25 protein-coding genes are annotated in these 26,342 nt (G+C 32.7%); 12 read left to right on the plus strand and 13 right to left on the minus strand.

Annotated elements, in window-relative coordinates; genetic code table 11:
* Window positions 1-152: 152 nt before the first annotated feature.
* Window positions 153-2,774 (minus strand): alanine--tRNA ligase, encoded by a 2,622-nt coding sequence (alaS, locus tag DNU06_RS16540; RefSeq protein ID WP_111064617.1) that lies wholly within the window; start codon window positions 2,772-2,774, stop codon window positions 153-155.
* Between the two features lie 188 nt (window positions 2,775-2,962).
* On the opposite strand from alaS, the gene DNU06_RS16545 reads away from it, so the two are divergent.
* The 4 genes from DNU06_RS16545 (at window position 2,963) to DNU06_RS16560 (ending at window position 9,235) form a co-directional block, all read left to right on the plus strand.
* A complete protein-coding gene (locus tag DNU06_RS16545; protein ID WP_111064618.1) occupies window positions 2,963-3,937 on the plus strand; it encodes a M23 family metallopeptidase in 975 nt (324 codons plus the stop codon).
* Window positions 3,938-4,052: 115 nt separating this feature from the next.
* A complete protein-coding gene (locus DNU06_RS16550; protein WP_111064619.1) occupies window positions 4,053-5,183 on the plus strand; it encodes an OmpA family protein in 1,131 nt (376 codons plus the stop codon).
* Window positions 5,184-5,239: 56 nt separating this feature from the next.
* Window positions 5,240-6,547, plus strand: a complete 1,308-nt coding sequence (gene tilS, locus DNU06_RS16555) for a tRNA lysidine(34) synthetase TilS (RefSeq protein ID WP_111064620.1) — start codon at window positions 5,240-5,242, stop codon at window positions 6,545-6,547.
* Window positions 6,548-6,589: 42 nt separating this feature from the next.
* Entirely contained in the window at window positions 6,590-9,235 is a 2,646-nt protein-coding gene (locus tag DNU06_RS16560) for a carboxypeptidase-like regulatory domain-containing protein (protein WP_111064621.1), read from the plus strand.
* Here the strand turns inward: DNU06_RS16560 and DNU06_RS16565 are convergent.
* Window positions 9,232-9,987: an O-methyltransferase gene (locus tag DNU06_RS16565; RefSeq protein ID WP_146239297.1), complete on the minus strand. Its 756-nt coding sequence runs from the start codon at window positions 9,985-9,987 to the stop codon at window positions 9,232-9,234. The two genes, DNU06_RS16560 and DNU06_RS16565, sit on opposite strands and share 4 nt — an antisense overlap.
* Before the next feature lie 79 nt (window positions 9,988-10,066).
* On the opposite strand from DNU06_RS16565, the gene DNU06_RS16570 reads away from it, so the two are divergent.
* Complete coding sequence (locus DNU06_RS16570) at window positions 10,067-11,494, plus strand: DUF4301 family protein (RefSeq protein ID WP_158526937.1); 1,428 nt, start codon at window positions 10,067-10,069, stop codon at window positions 11,492-11,494.
* A gap of 40 nt (window positions 11,495-11,534) precedes the next feature.
* The gene (locus DNU06_RS16575; protein ID WP_111064624.1) at window positions 11,535-12,917 is read left to right on the plus strand and encodes a hypothetical protein; all 1,383 of its coding nucleotides are present in this window, start codon (window positions 11,535-11,537) and stop codon (window positions 12,915-12,917) included.
* A gap of 7 nt (window positions 12,918-12,924) precedes the next feature.
* Here the strand turns inward: DNU06_RS16575 and DNU06_RS16580 are convergent, their stop codons facing one another.
* The 4 genes from DNU06_RS16580 to DNU06_RS16595 all read right to left on the minus strand — a co-directional run bounded on the left by DNU06_RS16580 (window position 12,925) and on the right by DNU06_RS16595 (window position 17,463).
* Entirely contained in the window at window positions 12,925-14,508 is a 1,584-nt protein-coding gene (locus DNU06_RS16580; RefSeq protein ID WP_111064625.1) for a C1 family peptidase, read from the minus strand.
* Window positions 14,499-14,861 carry a hypothetical protein gene (locus DNU06_RS16585; RefSeq protein ID WP_111064626.1) on the minus strand — a complete coding sequence of 121 codons (363 nt, stop codon included), beginning with the start codon at window positions 14,859-14,861 and terminating at the stop codon, window positions 14,499-14,501. The genes DNU06_RS16580 and DNU06_RS16585 overlap by 10 nt, the downstream gene beginning before the upstream one ends.
* A 6-nt stretch (window positions 14,862-14,867) precedes the next feature.
* Entirely contained in the window at window positions 14,868-15,248 is a 381-nt protein-coding gene (locus DNU06_RS16590; RefSeq protein ID WP_111064627.1) for a DUF1987 domain-containing protein, read from the minus strand.
* Window positions 15,249-15,327: 79 nt separating this feature from the next.
* A complete protein-coding gene (locus DNU06_RS16595) occupies window positions 15,328-17,463 on the minus strand; it encodes a S46 family peptidase (protein ID WP_111064628.1) in 2,136 nt (711 codons plus the stop codon).
* Window positions 17,464-17,570: 107 nt separating this feature from the next.
* Between DNU06_RS16595 and DNU06_RS16600 the strand changes: the two genes are divergently transcribed.
* Window positions 17,571-18,077, plus strand: a complete 507-nt coding sequence (locus tag DNU06_RS16600) for a DUF4442 domain-containing protein (RefSeq protein WP_111064629.1) — start codon at window positions 17,571-17,573, stop codon at window positions 18,075-18,077.
* On the opposite strand, the gene DNU06_RS16605 is transcribed toward DNU06_RS16600, so the two are convergent.
* The 3 genes from DNU06_RS16605 to DNU06_RS16615 are packed head-to-tail and all read right to left on the minus strand — an operon-like array spanning window position 18,067 to window position 20,494.
* Window positions 18,067-19,050, minus strand: coding sequence for a glycosyltransferase family 9 protein (locus tag DNU06_RS16605; RefSeq protein WP_111064630.1), 984 nt, complete (start codon window positions 19,048-19,050; stop codon window positions 18,067-18,069). The two genes, DNU06_RS16600 and DNU06_RS16605, sit on opposite strands and share 11 nt — an antisense overlap.
* The gene (locus tag DNU06_RS16610) at window positions 19,047-19,460 is read right to left on the minus strand and encodes an acyl-CoA thioesterase (RefSeq protein ID WP_111064631.1); all 414 of its coding nucleotides are present in this window, start codon (window positions 19,458-19,460) and stop codon (window positions 19,047-19,049) included. Before DNU06_RS16610 ends, DNU06_RS16605 begins: the two co-directional genes overlap by 4 nt.
* On the minus strand, window positions 19,457-20,494 hold the full coding sequence (locus DNU06_RS16615) for a glycosyltransferase (protein ID WP_111064632.1): 1,038 nt from the start codon (window positions 20,492-20,494) through the stop codon (window positions 19,457-19,459). The genes DNU06_RS16610 and DNU06_RS16615 overlap by 4 nt, the downstream gene beginning before the upstream one ends.
* Before the next feature lie 41 nt (window positions 20,495-20,535).
* Between DNU06_RS16615 and DNU06_RS16620 the strand changes: the two genes are divergently transcribed.
* The 4 genes from DNU06_RS16620 to DNU06_RS16635 are packed head-to-tail and all read left to right on the plus strand — an operon-like array spanning window position 20,536 to window position 23,372.
* Window positions 20,536-21,246: a 16S rRNA (uracil(1498)-N(3))-methyltransferase gene (locus tag DNU06_RS16620; RefSeq protein WP_111064633.1), complete on the plus strand. Its 711-nt coding sequence runs from the start codon at window positions 20,536-20,538 to the stop codon at window positions 21,244-21,246.
* On the plus strand, window positions 21,219-21,899 hold the full coding sequence (locus DNU06_RS16625; RefSeq protein WP_111064634.1) for a DUF4159 domain-containing protein: 681 nt from the start codon (window positions 21,219-21,221) through the stop codon (window positions 21,897-21,899). The genes DNU06_RS16620 and DNU06_RS16625 overlap by 28 nt, the downstream gene beginning before the upstream one ends.
* The gene (locus DNU06_RS16630; protein WP_111064635.1) at window positions 21,877-22,908 is read left to right on the plus strand and encodes a hypothetical protein; all 1,032 of its coding nucleotides are present in this window, start codon (window positions 21,877-21,879) and stop codon (window positions 22,906-22,908) included. The genes DNU06_RS16625 and DNU06_RS16630 overlap by 23 nt, the downstream gene beginning before the upstream one ends.
* Window positions 22,905-23,372, plus strand: a complete 468-nt coding sequence (locus DNU06_RS16635) for a hypothetical protein (RefSeq protein ID WP_111064636.1) — start codon at window positions 22,905-22,907, stop codon at window positions 23,370-23,372. Before DNU06_RS16630 ends, DNU06_RS16635 begins: the two co-directional genes overlap by 4 nt.
* Before the next feature lie 7 nt (window positions 23,373-23,379).
* Here DNU06_RS16635 and DNU06_RS16640 read toward each other — a convergent pair whose 3' ends face one another.
* Genes DNU06_RS16640 through recF form a run of 3 tightly spaced genes read right to left on the minus strand, consistent with a single transcriptional unit; the run spans window position 23,380 to window position 25,046 of the window.
* Window positions 23,380-23,640 carry a hypothetical protein gene (locus tag DNU06_RS16640; protein WP_111064637.1) on the minus strand — a complete coding sequence of 87 codons (261 nt, stop codon included), beginning with the start codon at window positions 23,638-23,640 and terminating at the stop codon, window positions 23,380-23,382.
* A 33-nt stretch (window positions 23,641-23,673) separates the two neighbouring features.
* Entirely contained in the window at window positions 23,674-23,967 is a 294-nt protein-coding gene (locus DNU06_RS16645) for a DUF721 domain-containing protein (protein WP_111064638.1), read from the minus strand.
* On the minus strand, window positions 23,964-25,046 hold the full coding sequence (gene recF, locus DNU06_RS16650; RefSeq protein ID WP_111064639.1) for a DNA replication/repair protein RecF: 1,083 nt from the start codon (window positions 25,044-25,046) through the stop codon (window positions 23,964-23,966). The genes DNU06_RS16645 and recF overlap by 4 nt, the downstream gene beginning before the upstream one ends.
* 76 nt (window positions 25,047-25,122) lie before the next feature.
* Here recF and DNU06_RS16655 point away from each other — a divergent pair, with 76 nt between their 5' ends.
* Window positions 25,123-25,578, plus strand: a complete 456-nt coding sequence (locus DNU06_RS16655) for a type I restriction enzyme HsdR N-terminal domain-containing protein (RefSeq protein WP_111064640.1) — start codon at window positions 25,123-25,125, stop codon at window positions 25,576-25,578.
* On the opposite strand, the gene DNU06_RS16660 is transcribed toward DNU06_RS16655, so the two are convergent.
* Window positions 25,571-26,227: a carboxypeptidase-like regulatory domain-containing protein gene (locus tag DNU06_RS16660; protein WP_111064641.1), complete on the minus strand. Its 657-nt coding sequence runs from the start codon at window positions 26,225-26,227 to the stop codon at window positions 25,571-25,573. The genes DNU06_RS16655 and DNU06_RS16660 overlap by 8 nt on opposite strands.
* Between the last annotated feature and the right edge of the window lie 115 nt (window positions 26,228-26,342).

The raw sequence follows: 26,342 nt of genomic DNA on the forward strand, positions 1-26,342 counted from the left end.
ACGTTTCACATACCCCATGTTTTCTGATGTTTTCATTACACTACTGTTTTAGTGTATCGCTATTTCAGGACGTGACACAATTATTTCAAAAAAAGCCCCGTCATTTATCGACAGGGCTTTTTATTGTTATGTTTTGTACTGAAGGAGATGCTTTATGCTCCAAATATTTTTTCCTCAATAAATTTTAAACCTTCCGCTATCCCATTCGCATCTGATCCACCTGCAGAAGCATAAAAAGGTTGTCCACCTCCTCCACCTTTAATCAGTTTTGCCGCTTCCCTAATAATGCCACCGGCATTTAAATCATTTTCTTTTGCGTAAGCTTCCGTAAAAATAATAGTCAAGCTGGCTTTCCCATCATTACTTCCTCCAAACACACCGACAAACGGGTTAAATTTTGACTTTAAATTAAAGGCAATTTGTTTAATACTATCATTATCTAAATTAAGTTTTTCACTTAAAAAATGTACCCCATTTTTCTCCACGATATTACTTTCAATATCCTTACCAATATAATTTACTTTTTCCAGTTTAAGTGCGTCAATTTGCTTTTGAAGCACCGCATTTTTAGCAAGCGTTTCCTCTATTGTTTTCACCAAATTTTTAGGCTTATTAAATAAGTTTGCTATTGCATCAAATTGCGTTACTCTTGTTGAAAAATATAATTCAGCAGCATCAGAAGTAATAGCTTCAATTCTTCTAATTCCTGCTGCTACAGAAGATTCTGTAACAATTTTAAAAGAACCAATTATACCAGTACTACTCACATGAGTCCCACCACATAATTCCACAGAATCTCCAAATTTTATCACCCTTACCACATCTCCATATTTCTCACCGAATAGAGCCATTGCCCCCATATCTTCAGCGACCTTAATTGGAATATTTCTTTTTTCGTCTAAAGTTATATTGGCTTTTATTAGCGCATTTACTTTTGATTCAATAGCTGAGATTTCCTCTTCACTTAATTTTGAGAAATGAGAAAAATCAAAACGCAATACCTTTTCATTTACCAAAGATCCTTTTTGTTCTACATGTGTTCCAAGTACTTCTCTTAAGACATGATGCAACAAATGAGTTCCAGAGTGATTTGCCTCCACTAATCTTCTTCTTTTAGTGTCCACATGAGCTTTAAACTTGCCATTTATGTTTTCTGGTAGTTTATCCACCAAATGAACAATCAAATTATTCTCCTTTTTAGTATCGAATATTTTTACTTTTTCACCATCTAATTCAATGAAGCCGGTATCGCCTTCTTGACCTCCACCCTGTGCATAAAAAGGGGTTAAATTAAAAACCAATTGGTAAAACTTCTTCTTTTTCTGACTTACTTCACGGTATTTTGTAATGTATATATCGGATTCTAAAAAATCATACCCCACAAATTCTTCCTTATCATCTTCTTTTAATTGCACCCAATCTTGAGTACTCACCTGTGTAGCTGCCCTTGATCTCGTTTTTTGTTTTTCCAATGCGATATTAAAACCATTTTCATCTATTTGCAGGTCATTTTCTCGTGCAATCAATCCCGTTAAATCTATTGGGAAGCCAAACGTATCATACAATTCAAAAATCACTTCTCCGTCTAAGATCAATTCATTTTTGGCTTTTGCACTCTCAATAATCCCGTCTAATTTCTTAATACCCTGGGCTAAAGTTCTAAAAAAGCTAACCTCTTCTTCATATATAACTTTACTAATCGTTTCTTTTTGGTTCAATAATTCAGGAAAAGCGTCTCCCATTATCTCTCCCAATTTTTCCGATAATTCATACAGGAAAGGACCTTCTAACCCTAAAGTTGAATAACCATAGCGCACTGCCCTTCTCAAGATTCTACGAATGACATAACCTGCACCTGTATTTGATGGTAATTGACCATCTGTGATGGAAAATGCAATTGCCCGTATATGGTCTGCCACCACACGCATGGCAATATCTAGCTTTTCAGAAGCCCCGTATTTTTTATTGGCCTTTTTAGCAATAAAATTAATTAAATATTGAAATTGATCCGTGTCGTAATTAGAGGTAACACCTTGCATCACCATAGCTAATCGCTCTAATCCCATTCCAGTATCCACATGGTTATTAGGTAATTTATCTAAACTACCGTCTGCCATTCTATTGTATTGCATAAATACCAAGTTCCAAATCTCAATAACCTGAGGATGGTCAGCATTTACTAAAGACTTGCCGTCTACTTTTTCTCTTTCAGCTTCACTTCTAATGTCTACATGAATTTCGGAAGCTGGACCACAAGGACCAGACTCACCCATTTCCCAAAAATTATCTTTCTTAGAGGCTAAAATAATTCTATCCTCATCTATGTATTGCTTCCAAATATCAAAAGACGCTTGATCTACACCTAGACCATCTTCTTTGTCCCCTTCAAAAACGGTTACATAAAGTTTACGCTTATCAATTTTATACACTTCCGTTAAAATTTCCCAAGCCCATCCTATTGCTTCTTTTTTAAAGTAATCTCCAAAAGACCAATTTCCAAGCATTTCAAACATTGTATGGTGGTAAGTATCTACCCCTACTTCTTCTAAATCATTATGCTTTCCCGAAACTCTCAAACATTTTTGAGTATTCGCAACCCGCGTGTCTTTTGCTTTATTATATCCTAAAAAGAAATCCTTAAATTGGTTCATTCCCGCATTTGTAAACATTAAAGTAGGGTCGTTTTTAACTACCATAGGGGCAGAGGAAACAATTTTATGAGATTTTTCCTCAAAAAAATTTAAAAATACTTCTCGAATTTCTTTAGTTTTCATGTTTTAAAATTACTTTTATATTAAGCATTCATTTTCAGCACATTTTGAATCAAAAATACTGTTTTATCAAACTTAGATATCACAAATAAATGTTAAATTTCAAAATTACGGTACAAATTTATGCTAATTCACTTAATTTTGTGCTTTCAAAAGCATATTTATAAGCAATTGAATATAAAATACAAATTATGGCTAGAGGTCAAAAGTATAAATATAATATTGAAACACTTGATTACGAAAAAGTAAAATCTACTTTTGGACAAAAATTACTCAAGTCACTTTTAGTTATTGCACCGGCAATAGTTTTAGGTTTTGTTTTTCAATTTGTTTTTTCTTTGTGGTTTATTTCACCATCAGAAGCTAAACTAAAGCAAGAAAATAAATTTTTACAGACTAAATTAGAAAATCAAACAGAGAGTTTAAACTTGATGGATGAAGTTTTAAAAAATATTGAAGAAAAAGATAACGGCATTTACCGTGTCATTTTTAATGCACAGCCTTTTCCTAGCGAATACCGAAAAATGGGAACTGGAGGCGCGGAAGATTTTGAAGATTTAAAAGGACATGAGTTATCTGAAAAGCTTATTGAAAATGCAAAAAAAATTAAAGCACTTGAAAAAAGACTTTACGCACAATCCCTTTCTTTTGATGAGTTAAAAAATTTAGCAACTGAAAAAGAAAACATGCTTGGTGCTATTCCAGCTATTCAACCAATCACAAATAAAGATTTAACTAGAATTGCATCCGGTTTTGGGGTTAGAATTGACCCGCATTATCACACCCAAAGAATGCACCAGGGATTAGATTTCTCCGCGCCAACAGGCACCAATGTGATGGCAACTGGAAATGGTGTTGTGGAAGTGGTAGAAAAGAAAATTTGGGGTTACGGAAATTCAATCGTAATTAACCATGGTTACGGATACAAAACAAGATATGCGCATTTAAATGCATTCAATGTGAAAAAAGGTCAAAAAGTAATGCGTGGTCAAATAATCGGCTATGTAGGTACTACTGGTAAATCTACTGGTCCACATTTACATTATGAAGTAATGAAGAATAAAGACAGAGTGAATCCTATTCACTTTTTTCATTCAGATTTAACTCCTGAAGATTTCGAAAAAATAATCGAAATGTCTAACAATGTCAACCAATCATTTGATTAAAATAGCCTGCTTTTTCAAAAGTAATGTGCTAATAAATATTAAGTAATTTCATTTTTATAACCTCATTTTGTAAAAAGACTTTATTTTTGTAGCAAACTTTGTGAAAAAAGAAACTATGAAAAAGATTTTATTAGCAGCTGGAATAATTTTTAGCACAGCTTTTACAACAATTAAGGCACAGTCAGTCAATAACGACCTTTCTATTGGTCTCCAATTTGGAACTATTGAATACAAAGGTGATTATGGCAGCGAATTTTTTGGATTTAATGGCGTACACCCTTCAATTGGGATAAACATTTCTAAATATGTTACGCCCTCTTTTGATTTAATGGGTAAACTAAAACACGGTATGGTAGACAGAAATGTTTTCAGTAATTCCCTTGTTGATTTAAACTTAGCCGTAAAATATAAATTTAATAATGGCTATATTTTAAAAGAAGACCACTTTTTTGCCCCATATTTATTCTTAGGAATTGGTGATGCTGTATCTGTTTACACAGACAAGACAACGGGTGTTAAAGAGCAACCTATTGCTGAATTTAATTTACCTATGGGAGTTGGCTTTCAATTTAATATCACTGAAAATTGGAGCGCTTCTTTAGAAACACATTACAATTACTTAGTAAGTGATAGAATGGATGGTGTTATTTTAGGTAAATGGGACGATTCTTTCCTTTATAACTCTATTGGTTTTAGTTATGCTTTCGCTTCAGGAAAAGATGCTGATGGAGACGGTGTAAAAGATAAAAATGATAAATGTCCAAACATTGCAGGAACAGCAGGTACGGGAGGATGTCCAGATTCTGATGGAGATGGCGTAACGGACTTAGATGATAAATGTCCATTAGTACCTGGTATTGTAGAAGAAAATGGTTGTCCTAAAAATTTCAAACAAAATGTTGAAATCATGTCTAAAGCACGTAAAGGTTTGTTTTTTAACACGGGCTCTGCAGTAATTAAAGAAGCGTCTTTTAAAGCGCTTGATGGGGTAGTAAAAGTAATGGCTCAAAATAAAAATTACAAGCTAGAAATTGATGGGCATACCGATAATACTGGTGATGCTACATTCAATAAAACATTATCTCAGAAAAGAGCAGAAGCTGCCAGAGATTATATTATTAAAAAAGGAATTGCTGCTGAGCGTTTAAAAGCTACTGGATATGGTGATACTGTACCAGCTGCAGATAATGCAACAGAAGAAGGAAGATCTAAAAATAGAAGAGTAGAATTTAATATTAAATTCTAATCCTTTTTTTTAATTAAATTTGAAACGCCTTGTCATGCAAGGCGTTTTTTTTTGTTATGGAAAAATTATTTGAATCAATACTTAAAGCATTTAACCCTACTTATAAAAAACAGGTTTTTTATATTGCCATTAGTGGGGGGAAAGACTCTATGGTTTTAACACACCTGCTTTTAAAATTAAACCTGAAGCCAATACTACTCCATTGCAACTTTAACTTAAGGGGGCAAGAGTCAATAGAAGACGCCTTATTTATAAAAAAATTTGCGGAAGCACACCAACTCACTTATTTTATAAAATCGTTTGACACCCTTCAAATTGCTAATGCTCAAAAAAAGAATATCCAATTAACCGCTAGAGACATAAGGTACCAATGGTTTTCTGAAATGACAGAAGAAGGAATTCTTTTAACCGCACACCATTTAAACGATAAAGTGGAAACATTCCATATCCATACTTTGAGAGGGACAGGTCTTAAAGGTCTCACCTCAATACCCGCAAAAAGAGATAATATATTTCGACCATTACTCAACATATCTAGTAAACAAATTGAAAAGTATATTAACGACCATGATATACAATATCGACAAGACAGTAGTAATGCAAAACTAAAATACAGAAGAAATAATATCCGCCATGCTGTTATTCCTTTATTAGAAAGTATTACACCCGATTATATTGAAAAGATGAAACCCTTAATGGATGAATTGAGTGATGTCGATCAGTATATAACAGAACAAGTACAGCTTTTTGAAAACAAGCATAAAAAACAAGAAAGTAACTATGTTTATTATCCACTCACTTGTTTAAGTAATTTAGCAGATTTCTTTTTAATTCGATTATTTAAAGACTTTGGAGTACAACGTGCACAAATTAGTTCTTTAACCAAGTTACTGAATGCTACAAATGGAGCCATACTAGAAACCAAGACCCATACTTTTTTGAAGGACAGGTCCCAAATTCAAATTCAACCCAAAACAGACTTTCTTGAGTTTACCCTTCAAATCACAGATTTGAGTGCTACTATTAAAACACCATTTGGAACTTTACATTTTGAAACCCTTGCGCCAAATGAAACCATGCAATTTGAGAAAAATGCTGCCTATTTGAATAAAGACCTAATAGTATTACCTTTAACATTGACTAACGTTTATAAAAATACAAAATTTCACCCTTTTGGGATGAAAGGTAAAAAGCGTATTTCTGACTACCTCATTGACCATAAAAAAAGTATTTTTGAAAAGAATAAACAACTTCTTTTAAAAGACCAATCAGGAGTTTTATGGCTTGTAAATGAAAGGATTGATGATAAATACCAAATTCAAAACAATACAAATAAAATTCTTAGAGTTACTTACTCAGAATAATATTCTATTTTTACCGTTTTCAAATAACTTTAGTTACGATTCATGAAGCTTCATTATTTATTCCTTTTATACTTCTTCTTACCCATTTTGACTTTGGCACAAACGGTCAATATTAGTGGACGAATTGTGGATGAAAAAGGTAGGAAAATTGAAAATGTACTCGTAAAAGTAGCTAATACTAGTTTATTTACCACTTCTAATTCAAAAGGTACATTCCAACTCACCGCCAAAGAAAACAGTAGTATCACTATCATTATTACTGCATTAAACTATGAACAAAAAAGTTTAAATGTTCGAATTCATGATATAGACTTAAATTTAGGGACGATTACTCTACGGCAAAATGAAACACAAACGGTAATTGTTGAGTCAAAAAGAATTAGTAGTACCATTGAAAAAATTAAACCACCTGATATTGGTGTCATACCCTCTAGTACTGGCAATTTTGAGGATTATTTAAAATTAACCGGACTTGGGGTTACTTCAAATAATGAACTCACTTCCAATTACAATGTGAGAGGCGGAAATTATGACGAAAACTTAATTTACGTCAATGGCATTGAAATTTATCGCCCATTATTAGCAAGATCTGGTCAACAAGAAGGACTGAGTTTTATCAATTCCGCTTTTGTAGAAAACATTTACTTTTCAGCGGGTGGGTTTGATGCGAATTATGGCGATAAGCTTTCTTCTGTTTTAGATGTTCAATATAAAGAAGCTACCGAATTTAAAGGTTCCGCACAATTAAGTTTAATGGGAGCTGAGTTTCATATTGAAAATGTTTTTGGAAAAGCAAATCGAGGTAATTTTATAACCGGAGCAAGGTACAGAACCAATGCTTATGTACTTAACGCCTTACCGACAAAAGGAGATTACTTTCCTAACTTTTTTGACTACCAAGCATTGGTAAACTATTACACGGTATACAACAATGAAGACTCATACCAGAAGATATTTTTTTTAGGTCACTTTGCACATAACAATTACAAATTTATTCCAAAAACAAAAACAACACAATGGGGAACTGTGAATGAAGCCTATCAGTTGAAAATATTTTATGAAGGGGAAGAACGATCAAACTTTAACACTTTCACTGGTGCAGTAGGATATTTGTGGAAAGTAAATAAAAAGTTAAATTTTAACCTTACCACCTCTACGTTTTTTTCAGATGAAAATGAAGAATATGACATCCTTGGAGAATACCTCATCAATACATTAGAAACGGATCCGTCTAAGGAAGAATTTGGAGATTCAACCCAAAACATAGGTGTTGGTGGATTTTTAAACCATGCAAGAAACAATTTAGAAACCTGGGTAATAACTACGGCTTTTACGAGTAAATACCAATTCAACACTAAAAATAAAGACGAAGAAACTGCCATCAACTCCTCCATTAACTGGGGCTTAAATCATAAATATGAACAATACAATGACGTTTTAAGTGAATGGAATATTATCGACTCTGCCGGCTATATTATTCCACTAGACATTGACAATCTGAGTATCGCGAACCTAATAAAAACTAGTAATTTTACGGCTAACACTAATGTAACCTCTTTTGCACAATACACAATTAGTAGAGTGAAAAGAAAAACAAAAATACTGACGTTTAAACAAAAAATAAAAACCGATTCCCTTCAATATATTTTATTCAAAAAAGATACCATTTTAAATGCACCTAACAATTTAAATTTCACTTTTGGAGTTAGAGGAGGGTATCGCTTCTTTAATAATGAACCTTGGCTTACTCCGCGTTTTAACATGTCATTTTCTCCTCGAAATTATTTACTTACGCAAGAAGGGAACACCAGTAGAAGGAATGTGAGGTTCAAATTATCATCTGGCCTGTATTTTCAACCGCCTTCGTATCGAGAAATGCGTGATTTGTATGGATTCGTCAACCCGTCGGTTTTAGCACAAAAATCCTGGCACAATGTTCTGGGTATGGATGTATATGTACAAATGTGGGGTCGCCCATTTAAAATTGTTGCAGAAACTTACTATAAACACATGTGGGATATAAACCCATACGAAATTGATAATGTAAAAATAAGGTACTACGCTGAAAATAATGCCACAGCATTTGCTTATGGTTTTGACGCGAAAATTAATGGAGAATTTATCAAAGGTGTAGAGTCACATTTTAAAATTGGTTTACTACAAATTAAGGAAGATTTGGCTGGAGATGTCTATACAGAATATTATAATGAGGCAGGAGAAGTAGCGGTTAAAGGTTATGAAACAATAACCGACAGTGCCGTTATATATCCTGGCTATATTCCAAAACAAACTGAACAATTGATCACATTTGCTATTTTCTTTCAAGATAAAATACCGAATTATGAAAATTTCAAAATCGCTGTCAATATGCAATATGGCTCCCGATTACCTTATGGTCCGCCTACCTTTAATCGTTACCAAGACATATTAAAAAGTCGGGCCTATTTTAGAGTAGATCTCGGTATTATTTATGATCTAATCAATGTCGAAAATCAAGCTAAATTCAAAAATAAAAAAGGCTTAAATCAATTGGATAAATTATCTATTAGTTTAAATGCTTACAATTTACTCGACTTTCAGAATGTGGTTTCCTATAACTGGCTACAAGACATAAGTGGTAGATATTATGCCATACCAAATTACCTCTCTGGGTTCAGACTAAATCTTAAATTAGTGGCAGAGTTTTAAAAAATTCTTTTGATGGCTTTTTGTTTGCCAGTTGGTAATAGTTGTACAATTCCAACTCTTCTTAAATCGATACAAATGAAAGGATCTTTCTCTATTTCCTTCCAAAATTGGAGCATACCTGCACTCCAATAGATATCGTCAAAAACTAAAATGGAACCATCTTTTGCATTTTCTTTGAAAAACTGATAGTACCTCAGGGTAGCTTCATAGGTGTGATTTCCATCTATGTAAACTAAACAAGGTTTATCCAAATAAGGCATTGTCTTATCTAAATTTTCGTCGAAAGCCCCAACTGTCAATGTAATATTATGTAAATTAAGGGTTTGGAAAGTATCTTTTGCAATTTTTGCAATATTAGGACACCCTTCAATTGTTAAAACTCTGTCCACACATTTGGCTAAATAACTGGTCCCCAATCCAAAATTAGTCCCTAATTCAATCGCTGACTCAAAATTAAACTGTTTTATCAACGATTGATACAATAAGCCATACTTAGGTAGAATACTCGCCGTTTTTACAATATCGCTCACTCTTCTCAACCTATTTCCGTTATTCCTACCTGTACCTAAGTCAATCACTTCAATATATTGCTTGTTTTCCAACAATGTAAGGTATCGATTATGAATATCTGAGGCATTCTTTGACCCTTTAATAGACTCAATTATAGAAATTATTTTAATTTCGTTCTCGTTTAACCCTTTAGGGGATTCAATAAGAGATTGTAAAAGAAATTGAAGCTGTTTAAAAAACATATAAAACAAAGTTAAAATATAATGTATATTTGATGCCCAACAACCATTAATTAAATGTCCTAGACTTAAAAATAAAATTTTGGAAGAACAAATACAAGCCCAATTAAATAAAATAACTGCAGGCAATCCAACTATAGAATTAGTAAGACCATGCAGAATGGAAGATGGAATTCTATCTTTTGATTCAAACGACACCCTTCAACTAATACCTTTTTTTGATAAAGAAAAAGAAAAATTAGACATTACCTTCTTTATTCCTGCTTCAGGTTCTGGCTCAAGAATGTTTGATACCATGTTTGATTATTTAAATAACACCAAAGATTATAAACCTGACACCATAAAAACCGTTGAAAAATTCCTCAATAGCATTCATGAGTTTGCCTTTTTTAATAAAATTCCAATCAATTACAAAAAAGAAATAAAACTTGGCACCGTAAATATTCGCGATTTAGTTGAATCTATTGTTCTTGACAAACACCTTAATTTAGGTGGACTACCAAAGGGTTTAATTCCATTTCACAGATATGGAAAATTTATTATCACCCCATTTCAAGAACACATTATTCAAGGTTCTAAAGTCGCAGGTGACAATGCTAATTTTCATTTCACTATCAATCCACAGTTTAAAGGAGAAATTGAAGAAACAATTCAAATTTTAAGAGCAATTACTGGTATTGAATTTAATTACTTTTTCTCTGAACAGAATGAAAAAACACACGCTTTTGCTTTTGATAAAAACAATCACCCTGTAAAATTCAAAGATGGTGCTTATTTAAAAAGACCTGCAGGACATGGTGCCTTAATTCATAACTTAAACGAAATTGATTCTGACATTGTTTTCATCAAGAACATTGACAACATACAGCATTATTCAAAAGCAAAAAACTCCATTCAAACCCAAAAAATTCTTGGCGGAAAACTAATTCAATTTCAACAAAAAGTATTTGCCATTGTTCGTGAATTATTAAAGGAGAATAATGATTACCTAAAATCTATTGAAGCTATCAACGCTGAATACAAATTGGGCTTAAGTAAAGAAGACTTGGGAAATAAAACTTTTTTAATTCATTATTTTAACCGACCAATTAGAATCTGTGGAATGGTTAAGAACGAAGGCCAACCAGGTGGTGGACCATTTTGGGTAAGAGATAAAGATGGCATTACAAGTAAACAGATTATTGAAAAATCTCAAATTGATAAAAACACAGAACAACTAAACATTTCCCTCCATGCTACCCACTTCAACCCAGTATACTTAGTGTGTGGCCTAAAAAATCATAAAAATGAAAAATATGATTTACACCAATTTAAAAATGAAAACCATTACTTTCTAGTACAAAAAAAGAACAAAGGTAAAAGTATTAAGTATATTGAAGAACCTGGTCTTTGGAATGGCGCTATGTATAACTGGTTAACACTTTTTTATGAAATTGATTCCAATTGTTTTAGTCCCGTCAAAACAATTATGGATTTATTACACCCACTTCATGTAGAGGATAAAAATTAAGAAATGATAACTTTCTTATAAATTTGACGTACGATAAAAAATGAACCATTCGATTAAGCATATTTCTTTCCTTTTTTTTCTGCTTAGTTTTCTTTTCATACTTTTTATTGGTTTAAAAATAGTACTTAAACCTACTGACGATATTTATAAGCTTATTCCGGAAGAAAGTGAGATTGTAATAGAAATTAACCTTCAAAATTTCATCAAAGAAATAGTATATCAAAAAGTTTTCAATGCACAAAACAGTGAATTGATCGCTTTAGAAAATTCCAGCACCGAAAATTTTAAGGATATAATGAATGCTGGCATTGAAATCAATAGCAAGGCCATGCTGTTTTGCGAAAAATGGGCCAATAACTATGTCTGGTATGCTGTAATTCCACTACAAAACAAAAGTAAATTCGAATCTTTTATCCAAAAGAAAACATCAGTAGACCAAGTACATTACACTAAAAAATATGCTTTAATACAGCTAAGTACTTCATCCCAACAAGCTGCGGTTACGACCCATATTAATAACATCCTACAATCCAAAGTTAAATCTATAAACTCCAGTAATAAAATCACCCATGATTTTGAAGATGAGAATGAAATCAATGCGTACATTAACATCAGCAATGCCACCCATATAAACGAAGGGTGTTTAAGTTTAAATTTTGAACAAAAGCAAATCAAACTATCTGGTTTCTTCCACCCTAAAGCAAGTGCGACCCCTCTAGAGCCCATTAAGTATAAAACTGACAAAGATGTTGCACTAAGCTTAATAACCTCTTTAAATCTACTCAACGCCTTTAATTTCATATTCCATGACAGTTATCACGAAATTCCCGAATACAATCAAATGGCCTTAAATTTTGACGGAACAACATTGATGACCACCAATAATACCATTCCAATTGATATCTATCCACATGTAAACATGGAGTTAGAAATTCTAAACAAAAATAACTGGTCTACTTTTTTAAATAAGCTTAATAGCAATGAAAATATCACGGTGGGTAAAGACTCCATGGTATTAAATCTTCAAGGGAAGTTATTCTTGCAATATCATTTGAGTGAAAAATTGTTTAACCTATACCAAACACAGCAATCCTTTATACCAAACGAGACAAAAGGCCATTATTTCTCCTTATTTGCACAACCTGGTAAATTCATAGATAAAACCTTTTTTAAGAAAGATGAAAAAAACCCACCTAAGATCATAGCAAATATGAAAATAAATGTCATACAAACCATTTTGAATGATTTTCAATACATTAAAAATTTAGACACAGTGACTTTTGATATTTTTAAAGATGCAGAAAATGCTGATTTTACAAGCGAAGGTAAAATTGTTTACAAAACGGAAAATAGCCATTCTATAATATCTACCATGTTGCTTTATCAAAATTTCATGAACACCTTTGGCATTTTCTTAGAATAAAAACCTGTTATTTCGACAATTCTAATACTAAAGCAACCGCATTTTTTTGTTTTGTATCACAATCAAAAGAGATTAACCCCTCCGTTGCATTAAAAGAAACATCTTCAATCAATTCATCTTTTAACGTGGCATAAACTTTCTGCTCATAAGAATCACCACTTGAGGCATTAATTGCTGCATTTAATTTATTGAAGTCAAGCTTTTGCTTAGACACCACAATGGCTATATGGTCTTGCTTTCCTGTCTCATCAGGGTATAATGAATAATCTCTAGGAAACATTCTAGTACCTGTTATCCCACAATAAGGGGAATGTTTTGCAGTATAAGGAAACAAGGTATAACTTGAACCATCTTTTTCTTCTCCAAAAACATATACATAACATTCAATAGAATTGGTAATCTCTATTTTAAAGTCTTCGTCTACTATTAGTGGAACCGTATTCTTAAAAGTCATTCCTCCTGCATATTCAAATGGAATATACTTTGCCGATTTATTAATGACAACACCAATTTTAGCACTTAATCTTTGGCTTGAAAATTTTTGGGCATCCCCCATTGGATATAATCCGTATGCCTCTTTTGTAAATTCTTCAAAATCTGAATACCTGATCCAAAACAATCCTTTATCTCCCCATTGTTCACCCCATGAATTCATTATTTGAAATGCCCCCTCTTCATTTGTCTTATAATCATCATAACCAATCACACACATGGCATGTCCTCCAAAACCACTTTGGCTGTAATCCTTATTAGTAGGCGTCCATAAACTGCGACCATTCATATTACTCATAAAAGTTCCTCCTACCATCATTCCAATAACAACAGGTGCACCTTGAGATAAGTTTTGCTTGATGGCCAATAAATCCACTTGGTAATTGTTACCATCTTTCGTCAATCTATTAAATCCTTTTGTTTTATATTTTGAAGCTTCTCTTATCTGTCCATCAGTAGGTTGCTTACCGCAATCATTTTCGTTATAACTAAATTTTGAAAAAGGCAAAGCACCACTATTATACATTAATTCCATTGCTTTCTGTAAATAAGTCCCCTGGCAATCTTTTAACGCAATTTGATTATAAACAAACGAAGGACTAAAGGCAACATTATTTGGATTTTCTCCAGTCGCTTTTGAAAATAAAATGGTTCTAGCCGCATAACCACTACTCCACCCAACGCAAGATCCTTGTTGTCCTTGATTCATTCTTTTTGGACAATATTCTGCCAAACTAATTTTTTCAGGTAAAGGATTTTTTATGTTATCCGCCAAAGGCTCAAAAACCTCGGCCTTATCGTAAACTTCTTGATCCATATCTAACCCAGTACTAAACAAAGCACTTAAGGCATTACCGCCTCCATTTTCAGAAGAGCACATTTTCGAACCACCCAAAAAGTAAACCGCCGCAGCTATTACCACAAGAATCAATACAACTTTTGGATTTTTCTTGAACAAATTCATGGCAAGCGGTAACAATGCCCCACCAATTCCAGAGCCTAGACCACCACCACTACTACTATTGGAAGTTTTTGTTTTATATGTTTTTTTAGAACCGTTCCCGGAACCAGGATTATCTTTTCTAATTCTTATTGGCATAGTCTATAAATTTTTGAAATTTTGGTTTCACGCATCATTTTGTCAAGCTCCACCTTTGAATAAATATAATACATTTCTGTTCGAAAGGAATCTTTTAAAACCTGCTTACAGTCTGGTATGTTTTTTTTAAAGTTAAAAGAATGTACAAAAAAATAAAAGGAATCATTTTTTATTTCCTCCAATAAATACGGTGCGTAAATTGAATCAAATTGGAATATATATAAATCTTGTACTTCTGGATTTGAATAATAATCTTGTAATTTGGCATCTTTTAAATAATCATTACCAAAGTAAATGAATAAGCCTAAAAGTAAAATTACAATTCCATAATATTTTTTTATGAAATTTACCACCCGTTTTTAAAATTGATCTACCTCAATAATCTCAAATTCTAAATCTGGGAAAAGCAATTTCAACTCCCCCCCAACTTCTTGCATATCTTCATCATCCTCTTCGTAATACCAACAAATTTTTAGATTTGTTTTACTATTTAATAACTGTAATTTTCTAATTAAATTTCTAATTATTAAAGTAGTACTAGTATTAAAGTACTCCAGTTTAAATTCTACCAACGTTTTTTCATGGGGATGAGCAATATATGCATCAATAGCGTCGTGAAAAGGTTGGTAAAAAGCTCTAGGGTCTTCGGGGATTGAGATACCTGAAACATGAATTAAACCTTTAGAAGGAATAACTTTTAATTTAGGTGTTTTTGCTGTTGCTTCAATTTTCAAAGACATTTCATAAGGTTAGTATGAACTCCAAATATAAAAATAAGTATCTCGTTTTAAGAAAAAAGTTATTAAAACTTTTACATTTTTATTTAATCAAAGTCATTTCATCTACTAAGTGCTTCGCATTTCCATACTTATCAATTACCCATAAAACATACCTAATATCTACAGCAATGTTACGACAACGTGATTCATCAAAATAAAAATCGCTCATGGTACTCTCCCAACTTCTGTCAAAATTAATCCCCATTAAGTTTCCTTCCGCATCAATTACCGGACTACCTGAATTTCCACCTGTAGTGTGATTTGAAGCTGTAAAACAAACCCACAATTCACCGTCTTGTGTATACGCGCCATAATCCTTTTTTAAATACAATTCTCTTAGACGATCAGTAACTTCAAAGTCTGGATTATTTTCTGCATTTTTTTGAAATATACCATCTATGGTCGTATAATGTTTATAAGTCATACCATCATAAGGAGCAGACCCATCTACCTTGCCATAAGTAATTCTTAGCGTTGAATTGGCATCTGGCCATGTCTTCTTATCTGGAAACATTACCATGATCCCTTCTAAATACAACTTCATTAATTCCTCTTCTTGTTGTGAGAATTTTGAAAAAGCGCGAGCTACCTTTTCACGATAAGCGTTGATAATGGAATTAGCATGTAAAAACGCCGGATCTTTCGCTAATTTTTTATGTTGTTTTTTAGAAAAACCATTTAAATAAGTCATCATTTTTTCCTCATTTAAAAAAATAGATTTTTTAAATATTTTAGCTCCTATAGATGCCCAGTTTTCTTTTAATCCACTTGGTAACAATGCAGCGTCTACATTTTCAATGTACATTGGGGTTAAGGCATTATATATTTTTTGATCAATGGCCACATTATAATTTTTGAAAAAACTTTGGGTTATTTTTTTTAACTTCTCCACTTCCGCATTCAGCAAATCATCCGCTTCTAATTTTGTGTAATCGTGAATTAGTGTGTTAAAACTTTGCGCATACTTGATAAATTCTGGGCCATAATAAAAATACTCCACTAACATGGCAAATGCCAATTCATATTTTCCATTATTCTCCTGTAAATTTGCCAACTGCTCAATTAATGGATAGTATTTTTCTTTCCATAAAGTTCTTTCACTTGCTTTTAGCAAGTAAGTTTCTTCCCAATTTTTCTTTTTATCCAAAGCCCCTAACTCTGTTAAGCCTTTTAATTGACCAATCCATTTTTTCCACGCATTTGCTAATCTCGCTTGTTTAGATGCATATTGAATACGGATTAAATCATTTTCTCGCATGGCAGGTTTTAATATATCAATGGTTTGTTGCCTCATTGCAATTCGCAAAGGGCGTTCATGCGCCATGTAGAATTGCAGTTTTTTAGAAGAAAAATGCTGGTCTGTAGAACCTGGAAATCCATAAACCATAGTAAAGTCATTTTTTTGAATTGGCTTTAAACTAATCGGTAGAAAATGCAATGGTTGATAAGGTTTGTTGACAACATTATGCTGGGCAGGCTCATTTAAATCATTGGAATAAATTCTAAAAACTGAAAAATCACCTGTATGCCTTGGCCATACCCAATTATCAGTATCTCCTCCAAATTTACCTATTGCAGAAGGTGGCGTTCCCACCAATCGAATATCATTAAAGTCTTGCGTCACTAACATATAATACTCATTGCCTAAGTTAAATGGTTTTATTTTGGCTTGATAACTGTTCCCTTCCACTGCTTTTTTCTCTAGTTCCTTGATGTTTTTTTCAATCGTTTTGCTTCTTGACAACAGGTCCATTTCGGCTGTAACACCATTAAAAACCTGAGATGTAACATCTTCGATTCTCTTAACAAAAGTAACGTGTAACCAAGGACAGGCCAATTCAGATGCTTTATCTTTTGCCCAGAATCCGTTTTTTAATAAATCGTTCTCTAAAGATGAATGTTTTTGTATCGCATCAAATCCGCAATGGTGGTTAGTCAATATTAAGCCTTCATTTGAAACTAACTCAGCAGTACACCCGCCATTAAATTGTAAAACGGCATCTTTCAATGAAGTATTATTGGTATTGTATATTTGATCTTTGTCTAGTTTTAAACCATACGTTTTCATATCGGAGTAAAACATATCAATCAAAGACGGAATCCACATTCCTTCTGTTGCAAATGATGACAAACCACCAAACATGAAGACTACCAATAACAATACTACTTTTTTCATACTTTTTTATTTTAAAGCCATAAAGTTAATGGATTTTTGTTTTCTTTATAGAGAATCGTGAGGATTCCTCCTTAGAATTTAAATTTAATCGTCTTAAATGATATAATATGAATGTTAGTAAATACGTTAATGATGCAAAAAAAAGTGATTTTGGCTTAAGAAAGCTAAACTTTATATTGGGTTTTACAATCCCATTTAACAAGCCTCATGGTATCAAAATAAGTGAATTAGAGGATTATGCCATCAAAGCTAGTATTCCCTACAAGCGTAAAAACTTAAATCACATTAAAGGCATTCACGCTTGCGCATTAGCCACTACTTCCGAATTTGCTTCTGGCTTCCTATTGATGACACAGTTAGACTTTTCTAAATACCGCTTAATTATGGAAGAAATTATCATGACTTACCATTACCAAGCAAAAAAAGCTTGCATTGCAAAAAGTGAATTATCTGCAGACTGGTTTCAAAACAACATATTAAACCCACTTGAAAATCAGAATAAAATCAGCATTATTAACCTCGTAGAAACCTATGACACTGCAGGAAATCATATCTGTACCGCTAAAGTCAAATGGCAAATTAAATCTTGGACAAAAGTAAAAACTAAAGTTTAATAGCCGATATATCGATATCATTGCCACATTTAAAATCACCCTTTGGACATTTATTAAATCCATGGAGTCCACACGGTCTACAGGCTAAGTCATCCATATTTTCAACTATCCTAGATTGATCCGACAATGGACCAAATCCAAACGCTGGTACGGTTGAACAAAAGAAAGCGGTTACAGGTGCATTCATTGCACTCGCAAAATGTAATGGCCCAGAATCATTGACAAAGTTCATGGTTGCTTTCTGCATTAAAGCAGCAGATTCTAAAAAGCTCAATTCTCCTGCTAAATTTTTTACATTGCCTTGAGAAGAAGCGGCCATTAAAGATTCATTTTGAGCGGCATCATTTGGTCCACCCAATAAATAAATTTGAATTTTTTCAGCATTATACCTTTTAATCAAGTCTAACCATTTACTTTTTGGCAATTGTTTAGTTTGCCATACGGAAGCAGGGGCCATACAAATAATTTGATGTCCATTACTTAAACTTTGTGCTTTTTCAAAGGCTAATTTTGACGGGTACAATTTAGGTTTGGCTGGATTTTTATCCGTCAAAAATTCAATCAACTTTTGATTGCGTTCAATTTCATGCTTGCCGTTACCAATTTTATGTAAAACTTTATGGGTAAATTTAAAAGAAAAAGGATTTTTTTTAAACCCTACTCTATACTTCGCCTTACTAAACCCCGTTAAAATACCGGAAGACGCAAATCGGTGTGCACTTATCACAGCATCATATTTCTCTAAACGTATCACTTGCAGTAAGCGAAATAAGTTTCTTAATTTATGTGCCCCTTTATTCCAAACTAAAACTTCTTTCAAAAACGGATGTCCTTCTAGCAAATGTTGATTTCCTCCCCGGACCAAAAAACTAATTGCACAGTCGGGATATTGCTGGTGTAACTTTTCAACCAAAGAAGTGGCAAGCACAACATCACCTATAAAAGCGGTTTGTATAATTAAAATTTTCTTCAAATCAAAGTCATCAAGTTTTCCTTCACATCCGGATTAATATTCGTCGCCTTTCCGTTGTCTCCAATCCTTACAAAAATAAATATAGTGGAACAAACCAATTCTTCTTCACCTGAATAAAAATTTTTTGTTTTTGCTTCAATGTATAAGGTTATAGAAGAATTCCCTACGTCTTTTACTTTTCCGTAGATACTTACTTGATTCCCTACTTTTACTGGACGCTGAAAAACCATTTCGTTAATTTTAACAGTCACCATATTAGGATTACGGCAAAGATCACAAGACCAAGTCGCTGCTACTTCATCAAGCCAAGAGATAAGTGACCCTCCAAATAAATTTCCATGCACACCAATATCTCGAGTCATGCACATTTTCGTGGATAAGTGTCTCATATTATTTGCTCCTATCTTCATAATTTAATGGCTAATAATTTTTCTGCCCAAAGCGCAGGGGTATAACTTGTTCCTAGTTTATTTGAATATTGTCCCATCTCTTTCAAGCGATTTGTGGTCTCATCAGCAAAACTTAACATAGCTTGTTTAATGGAATCCACCGAAGGTTGTATGGAAATACCATTTTTGCCAGGAGCTAAAAATAATTCTGCCGCCCCTACATTTTCACTAATCATTAAAGGACAACCTGCAATCGCAAATTCTTGTACAGAAACACCCCATGGTTCAAATGAACTTGGTAAAATATAAATCGGTTTTTTATTTACTAGTTCCTTCAAATCCTTTGGTTGAATAAAACCCAAATGTTTAATTTTTGCATGTTTTGTTCTTGCTTCAAACGCCTCTCCAGTTCCAGCGCAAATCATTTCCCAACCGTCTAATTTACCTGCATCACTTAAAGTAGTAAATGCTTCCCACATTTCAAATATTGATTTGTGTTTTACATACCTTCCAACATATAAAAACTGTTTAACAGGCATAATTTTATTCGAATCAAAATTAGCTTCATGTAAAGCAACATCCGCACAATAAAAACCTGTCGTGATGTTTTTAAACCCTAATTTTTTTGCAAACTTAGTCTGCGGTTTACCAGGCACCCATGCATGTGTAAATTTATTTCGAATAAGAAAAGGGGACAATAAAGATGCGATATGTTGTTTTAAACTACCAACCCAATGGTTATCTAAAGTTAAAATAGTAGGTATTTGACGATAATATTGTTTTACAATACTTAAATAATCCTTATCCATCCAACCAGAACAAACTATTTTTGTAGGCTTAAAATCTCGAATTACTTTTGACAGTGCTTCATTATCATAATCTGACTTACAGATAATGGTTATGTTTTTTGAAATATTAAACTCAAAAGGGGCCTCCTTATTAATAGGCCAGCGAACGATTAACACATCTGCTGTTTTTGCTAATTCTTCAGCACATGCTAAAAAATAACCCGCTATTTCTGAGTATAAAAAAACTATTTTTGGCTTTGGCAACATACATTTTTATTATACATTTGACAAAAGTACATATTCCTTGAATGAAAACTAGTAAACATACTTTTTTTTGCAATAATTTAAATGATCTAAATCTTCCACCGGATGAATCTCATCACGCAGTTGGGGTATTGAGATTAAAATCTGGTAACCACATAAATGTAACGGATGGAAAAGGAAACTTTGCACTGGTAAAAATTATAGAACCCAGCAAAAAAAACCTGACTTTTGAAATAGTAGAAAAATTTCAACAAGCAAAACCTACCACAAATATTCACATTGCAATTGCACCAACAAAATCCAATGATAGAATTGAATTTTTTTTAGAAAAAGCAACAGAAATCGGTATAACTGAAATTACACCTATTTTAAGTGCAAACTCTGAACGAAAAAAAATAAATACTGAACGTTGGGAAAAAATTCTTATTGCAGCATCCAAACAATCTAACAACCATCATTTTCCAATTTTGAATGAGCTTACCAAATTACATGATTTTATAAAGGAAAACAATTCGGAAAATACCCAGTATTATATTGCCCATTGTGAAGCAGATAAACCAAGAACAGAACTTAAAGATGAACAAATTACTCAAAAAAATAATTGTATTTTAATCGGGCCCGAAGGCGATTTTAACTTAGAAGAGATTAACTTAGCGATTACAAACAAATTTAAGCCCGTAAGCTTAGGAAAAACAAGATTAAGAACAGAAACTGCAGGAATAGTAGCATGTCATATTTTAAATTTAATTTCATAACCGCACTGATTTGTTTGGCTTTATTTAATATTTCAGCGACACAACAAACCAAAGAGCAAACCGTACAAATTGCATTATTAAAATATAATGGCGGAGGAGATTGGTATGCAAACCCAACTGCGCTTAATAACCTTGCTACATTTTGTAATCAAAACTTACATACTAATATCAGTCAGGATATTGCAACAGTAGAAGTTGGCGCGAATGACATTTACAACTACCCTTTTATTCACATGACTGGACATGGTAATGTCGTTTTTTCAAATGAAGACGCAACAAACTTAAGAAACTATCTTATTGGTGGTGGTTTTTTACACATTGATGACAATTATGGTATGGATAAATATATTAGAACGGAATTAAAAAAAATATTCCCGAATAATGACCTGATCGAACTACCTAACACACATCCAATTTATCAACAGAAATACAAATTTAATGGGCTTCCTAAAATCCATGAACACGACAATAATCGAGCACAAGGTTTTGGAATAATCTATGAAGGTCGATTGGTTTGTTTTTACACTTTTGAAACCGATTTAGGGGATGGATGGGAAGACCAGGTGGTCCATAACGATACCCCAGAAAAACGAATGGAAGCCCTGAAAATGGGCGCAAATATAATTGAATATGCCTTCTCTGAAGCTCATTAAAATATCTTTTGTTTTTTGTCTACTTGCATTAAGTCTCAACGGATTTAGTCAAGGATTTCAAACGTCAAAATACAAAAAAGAATATAACCCATATTTCTCCTTCGGTAAATTCGAAAGGGGTGTGAATAGCGATATTCTAGCTAAAAAATTAGATCGACTCGAAAAAAAAGACAAATCAAGTTGGAGTCTGCAAGACAGCATGCAATTTGCAGAAATAACCCTACTCACTAATAACGTCAAACTTTCCCAATACTACCTAAATGTCCTTTTAAAAAACCACCCTAAATACATCCAAATAATCCACCTTCACCTTTTAAATGCTTATATACAATACGATTTTGAAACCATTGATAGGATTATAAAAAACAATTATGTACGACCAAAAAATACTTTTGATGATTTTTTTATTGCAATTTTAAATGCCCAAAAATTAAAATACCTGCAAGGAAGCAACGTAGAAAATATTTTCGATTTTAGTCAAGCCGAATTAAAAGAAAACAAAAAAGGTAGCGTTGCTTATCAACGCAATATAATTACCCCTTTAAATAGCGCGAAAAAAGTACTGGAATATTTTGTAATGTACATCCATAAAGATGATCCCATTATTGGACAATGCTTCAATGAAATGGGCTTAATCTTGGAAGAACATGTAAGTCTAAATCAAGCATATATTGCTTACAGTATTGCCAGAATTTATGATAAAAAGGACAAAAGCATCCTTGAAAATGTAAAAAGAATAAAAGCCAAACACGTATTACAAAACTATAACACTCCAAATTTTAGAAAATATTTTCCAAGAATTGAATACTGGAGGTTTGATTATGAGATGTTAAAAGAAAAAATCATTTTTGAAAAAAATGACACCATTCAAAAGTATATTCCAAAAATTATCAATGAGGAAAAGGAATTAATTCATGTCCCTTTTCCTTTTGATGCCTTCATTCCAATCGGAATATTTTTTCTATTTTTAATAATTATTATCTTCACCAAAACCAAAAAAAATAAATGAAAATTTTTACACTTATATTCCTTACTAGCCTATTGACTTTTAGTTGTGCAAATAGTAAAAAGGTAACTGAAACGACAGAAAAACAAGAAGAAAAAGTTGCAGAAGAAGTGATCCCCAATGCGAAAAAAGGTATCCTAACCCAAGACTGGGCAAAATATAAAAATACCGCCTCCTATAATATTATCGCAGCTAGTTTGACTAAAAATATACTTTCGATTACAATAACCTACCAAGGTGGTTGCCAAAAACATGAATTTGACTTGATAGGCTCTTCCTTTATCATGAAATCCCTACCTCCAAAAAGAGGTATCAAATTATACCACCACCCAATTGAAGACGATTGTCGCGAATTAGTGCAAAAAACGTTAAATTTTGATATCAGTGAATTCAGATATGGTCAACAAGAAATAATTCTAAATTTAGAACATTTTCCAGAATCAATCTCTTATACATACAAAGAGTAATTAACTCTTAAGACTCCTCGGAAACTAAATTTAATTCTGGACATTTTTCATTAAGTGCCTTTGCATAACCTTCATCACTATAGATTGTTTTATCAAATTTAGCTTTTGATTCTTCGTTACACTTATAGTACAGGATATCTATATCGTCAATAGATTCATCACTCATACATTCACACATAAAGTCTGCCGCTTCCCCTTGTTCAGGTGTGTAGTTCGAACAAGAAAACGTAAACAATGCCAAACAAAATAAAATAGTAGTTCTTTTCATAATTTGTTATTTATAGAAACGAATATAAGCATATCATTTTAAAAAAACGGATTTAACCATTTCAAATCCCGCTTCATCATTTATTAGTTTCATCAAACGAGTTTTATGTTTAGACAGTTCATCCCGCATTACTGCAGAACTCAATTCAACATACAAAACCTTCTCTCTAATCGTCACATAATCTGTCCGTAAAGCGATAGGCTTACCTACTAAATCCTCCCATTTTGAAAGCACTTGTCTTTCTTGGTATAACTCATCTAAACCGTTCGCCTTCAAATAAGAAGCAATTGCAGTTTTCATATCTTTTACTTCTCTTTTTTTCTTCATTTTAATTCAAATATTTTTGGTGTAATATCAATATTATTAAAAACTTTTTCAATTCTCTCTGCATCCGTATCTGTCACAAAAACTTGCCCAAATAATCCCTGCGAAACCATCTTCATCAATCGCTCCACCCTATTATGGTCTAGCTTATCAAAAATATCATCCAATAAAAGAATCGGCTTCTTCTCCGTCAAACGACTGATATAATCAAATTGTGTCAACTTTAAACCTATTAAAAAAGACTTTTGTTGTCCTTGTGATCCAAACTTCTTAATTGGATTACCATTAATTGTAAATACTAAATCATCTTTATGTGTTCCAACGGTGGTATACCCCACCCTTGCATCTTTTTGTCGAGCACCTTCCAATAATTCTAAAAAATTATGTCCCTCCATTTGTGTATTATACTGTATGCCAATCGCTTCTTTTCCACCCGTCAATAAATTGAAAAAATACTGAAACTTCGGTAAAAAATCAACAAAGAATGCATTTCTTAATTCAAAAATCTCTTCCCCTAAAGTAGCTAATTGCAAATCCCAAACCTCAATTGACTCCTGTTCAAAAATTCGATACTCTTGGAACCTCTTTAACAAACTATTCCTTTGCGCCAAAACCTTATTGTAACGTATTAAAGTTTCTAAATAACGTTTATTGTGTTGTGATATAATGCTATCAATATACTTTCTGCGCACTTCACTTCCCTCAGAAATTAAATTGGAATCGTATGGAGAAATCACTACTACTGGAAATTCACCTATGTGGTCTGACAGTTTTTCGTATTCTTTTTTATTTTTCTTAATCTTCTTTTTTTGTCCTGCCTGAACACTACACATAATATTATGGGTCTTATCCGCTCTTATAAACTCACCTTGAATCATAAAAAAAGATTCTCCCATCTTAATATTTTGCCTGTCCACCGCATTTAAAAAAGAACGACAAAGAGATAAATAATTTATCGCATCTAAAATATTGGTTTTACCCACTCCGTTATCTCCAATAAATACATTAATATCAGGTGTAAAATCGAACTGACATTCCCCGTGATTTTTAAAATTTATTAATTGGAGTTGCTTTAAATGCATACATTGATTTTATTACAAGAATTCAAAGATAATACATAGATTAGTAAACCATATATTTATTTTACTTTTGTAAAACATGTTTCCATTATTGAACTTACCAAAAGCCGAATTGAAAATCAAAGATCAAAAGATTTGGGATATTCTAAGAAAAAAGTATGTCTTACTGACTCCTGAAGAATGGGTAAGACAACATTACATTCATTATATGACCACATATTTAGGCTATTCTAAAAACTTAATGAAATCGGAATACCAAGTTAAATACAATCAAATGGCTAAAAGATGTGATATCGTCCTTTTCAATACACTGCTTAAACCTACCGTTATTGTGGAATGCAAAGCTCCACACATTAAAATTACGGCTGATACATTCTACCAAATTGCAAAATACCATGCTACCCTAAATGCAGATTTGTTGATTTTAACAAATGGGATTCAACATGTTCATGCTTTAATCAATAGTAAGGAAAATAAAATTGACTTTATACAAGAACCATTAACTATGGCTCAATTAAACGACTTTACTACCTAACAATTTTAAGGTCACCATTATTCAAACTTTTCAAAAAGTTAGACCAAGCCAAAGGATTCAATAAGTTATTGGGTTGTTGTTGACCTCGGTAATAAATCTGATTTAAATACTGTTGTGATTGAACATTGTACGATAAACTTGGATCACTTCCAATATCGCCATAGACAAATGCCATTTCTTGAGGAGACAAACGTTCTTTTGCCCGAGTAATAGCATCATTATTTATTTTTAAATTGACAAATGCATCCGCAAACTCTTCTTTTGAAGGCCAAGGATATACGTCTACCGGAACCGATTGAATAGTGTCACTTTCTAACAAACTCACTATACTTAATTCATTATTACTATCTGGTTCAGGTACCACAAATGTTTTTTGTTTAAACCCAATAAAAGAAAATTGAATCGTGTCACCTGGGTGAACAACCAAGGCAAAATACCCGTAATAATCAGCAATTACACCTCGTTTTGTACTTCTATCGTAAATGGCCGTAAAAGGCAACCTTTCCATACTATCATTTACCACAATACCTGTTAACTGAATAAACTGGATAGAATCTTTAGATGGATTAGCATTCTGTGCATAGCCTACCCTAACCATTAACAGCATAGTTAATAACCACAAAAAACGCTTTGATACAGTAAATCTCATGCTACAAATATCTAAAAAAAATACTTAAATATTTTTTATTTAACAAATATTTAGAGTAAAATAGGCTAATTGTTTCCAATTATTTTTCATTTTTACTACCTTTGCACGAATTTAT

The sequence above is a fragment of the Putridiphycobacter roseus genome, assembly GCF_003234935.1.
GTDB lineage: Bacteria > Bacteroidota > Bacteroidia > Flavobacteriales_D > Crocinitomicaceae > Putridiphycobacter > Putridiphycobacter roseus.

Bases quoted from the DNA above. Each gene is read 5' to 3' on its own strand.
- alaS (WP_111064617.1), bottom strand. From the start codon at position 2,774: ATGAAAACTAAAGAAATTCGAGAAGTATTTTTAAATTTTTTTGAGGAA.
- DNU06_RS16545 (WP_111064618.1), top strand. From the start codon at position 2,963: ATGGCTAGAGGTCAAAAGTATAAATATAATATTGAAACACTTGATTAC.
- DNU06_RS16550 (WP_111064619.1), top strand. From the start codon at position 4,053: ATGAAAAAGATTTTATTAGCAGCTGGAATAATTTTTAGCACAGCTTTT.
- tilS (WP_111064620.1), top strand. From the start codon at position 5,240: ATGGAAAAATTATTTGAATCAATACTTAAAGCATTTAACCCTACTTAT.
- DNU06_RS16560 (WP_111064621.1), top strand. From the start codon at position 6,590: ATGAAGCTTCATTATTTATTCCTTTTATACTTCTTCTTACCCATTTTG.
- DNU06_RS16565 (WP_146239297.1), bottom strand. From the start codon at position 9,987: ATGTTTTTTAAACAGCTTCAATTTCTTTTACAATCTCTTATTGAATCC.
- DNU06_RS16575 (WP_111064624.1), top strand. From the start codon at position 11,535: ATGAACCATTCGATTAAGCATATTTCTTTCCTTTTTTTTCTGCTTAGT.
- DNU06_RS16580 (WP_111064625.1), bottom strand. From the start codon at position 14,508: ATGCCAATAAGAATTAGAAAAGATAATCCTGGTTCCGGGAACGGTTCT.
- DNU06_RS16590 (WP_111064627.1), bottom strand. From the start codon at position 15,248: ATGTCTTTGAAAATTGAAGCAACAGCAAAAACACCTAAATTAAAAGTT.
- DNU06_RS16595 (WP_111064628.1), bottom strand. From the start codon at position 17,463: ATGAAAAAAGTAGTATTGTTATTGGTAGTCTTCATGTTTGGTGGTTTG.
- DNU06_RS16600 (WP_111064629.1), top strand. From the start codon at position 17,571: ATGAATGTTAGTAAATACGTTAATGATGCAAAAAAAAGTGATTTTGGC.
- DNU06_RS16610 (WP_111064631.1), bottom strand. From the start codon at position 19,460: ATGAAGATAGGAGCAAATAATATGAGACACTTATCCACGAAAATGTGC.
- DNU06_RS16615 (WP_111064632.1), bottom strand. From the start codon at position 20,494: ATGTTGCCAAAGCCAAAAATAGTTTTTTTATACTCAGAAATAGCGGGT.
- DNU06_RS16620 (WP_111064633.1), top strand. From the start codon at position 20,536: ATGAAAACTAGTAAACATACTTTTTTTTGCAATAATTTAAATGATCTA.
- DNU06_RS16625 (WP_111064634.1), top strand. From the start codon at position 21,219: ATGTCATATTTTAAATTTAATTTCATAACCGCACTGATTTGTTTGGCT.
- DNU06_RS16630 (WP_111064635.1), top strand. From the start codon at position 21,877: ATGCCTTCTCTGAAGCTCATTAAAATATCTTTTGTTTTTTGTCTACTT.
- DNU06_RS16635 (WP_111064636.1), top strand. From the start codon at position 22,905: ATGAAAATTTTTACACTTATATTCCTTACTAGCCTATTGACTTTTAGT.
- DNU06_RS16640 (WP_111064637.1), bottom strand. From the start codon at position 23,640: ATGAAAAGAACTACTATTTTATTTTGTTTGGCATTGTTTACGTTTTCT.
- DNU06_RS16645 (WP_111064638.1), bottom strand. From the start codon at position 23,967: ATGAAGAAAAAAAGAGAAGTAAAAGATATGAAAACTGCAATTGCTTCT.
- recF (WP_111064639.1), bottom strand. From the start codon at position 25,046: ATGCATTTAAAGCAACTCCAATTAATAAATTTTAAAAATCACGGGGAA.
- DNU06_RS16655 (WP_111064640.1), top strand. From the start codon at position 25,123: ATGTTTCCATTATTGAACTTACCAAAAGCCGAATTGAAAATCAAAGAT.
- DNU06_RS16660 (WP_111064641.1), bottom strand. From the start codon at position 26,227: ATGAGATTTACTGTATCAAAGCGTTTTTTGTGGTTATTAACTATGCTG.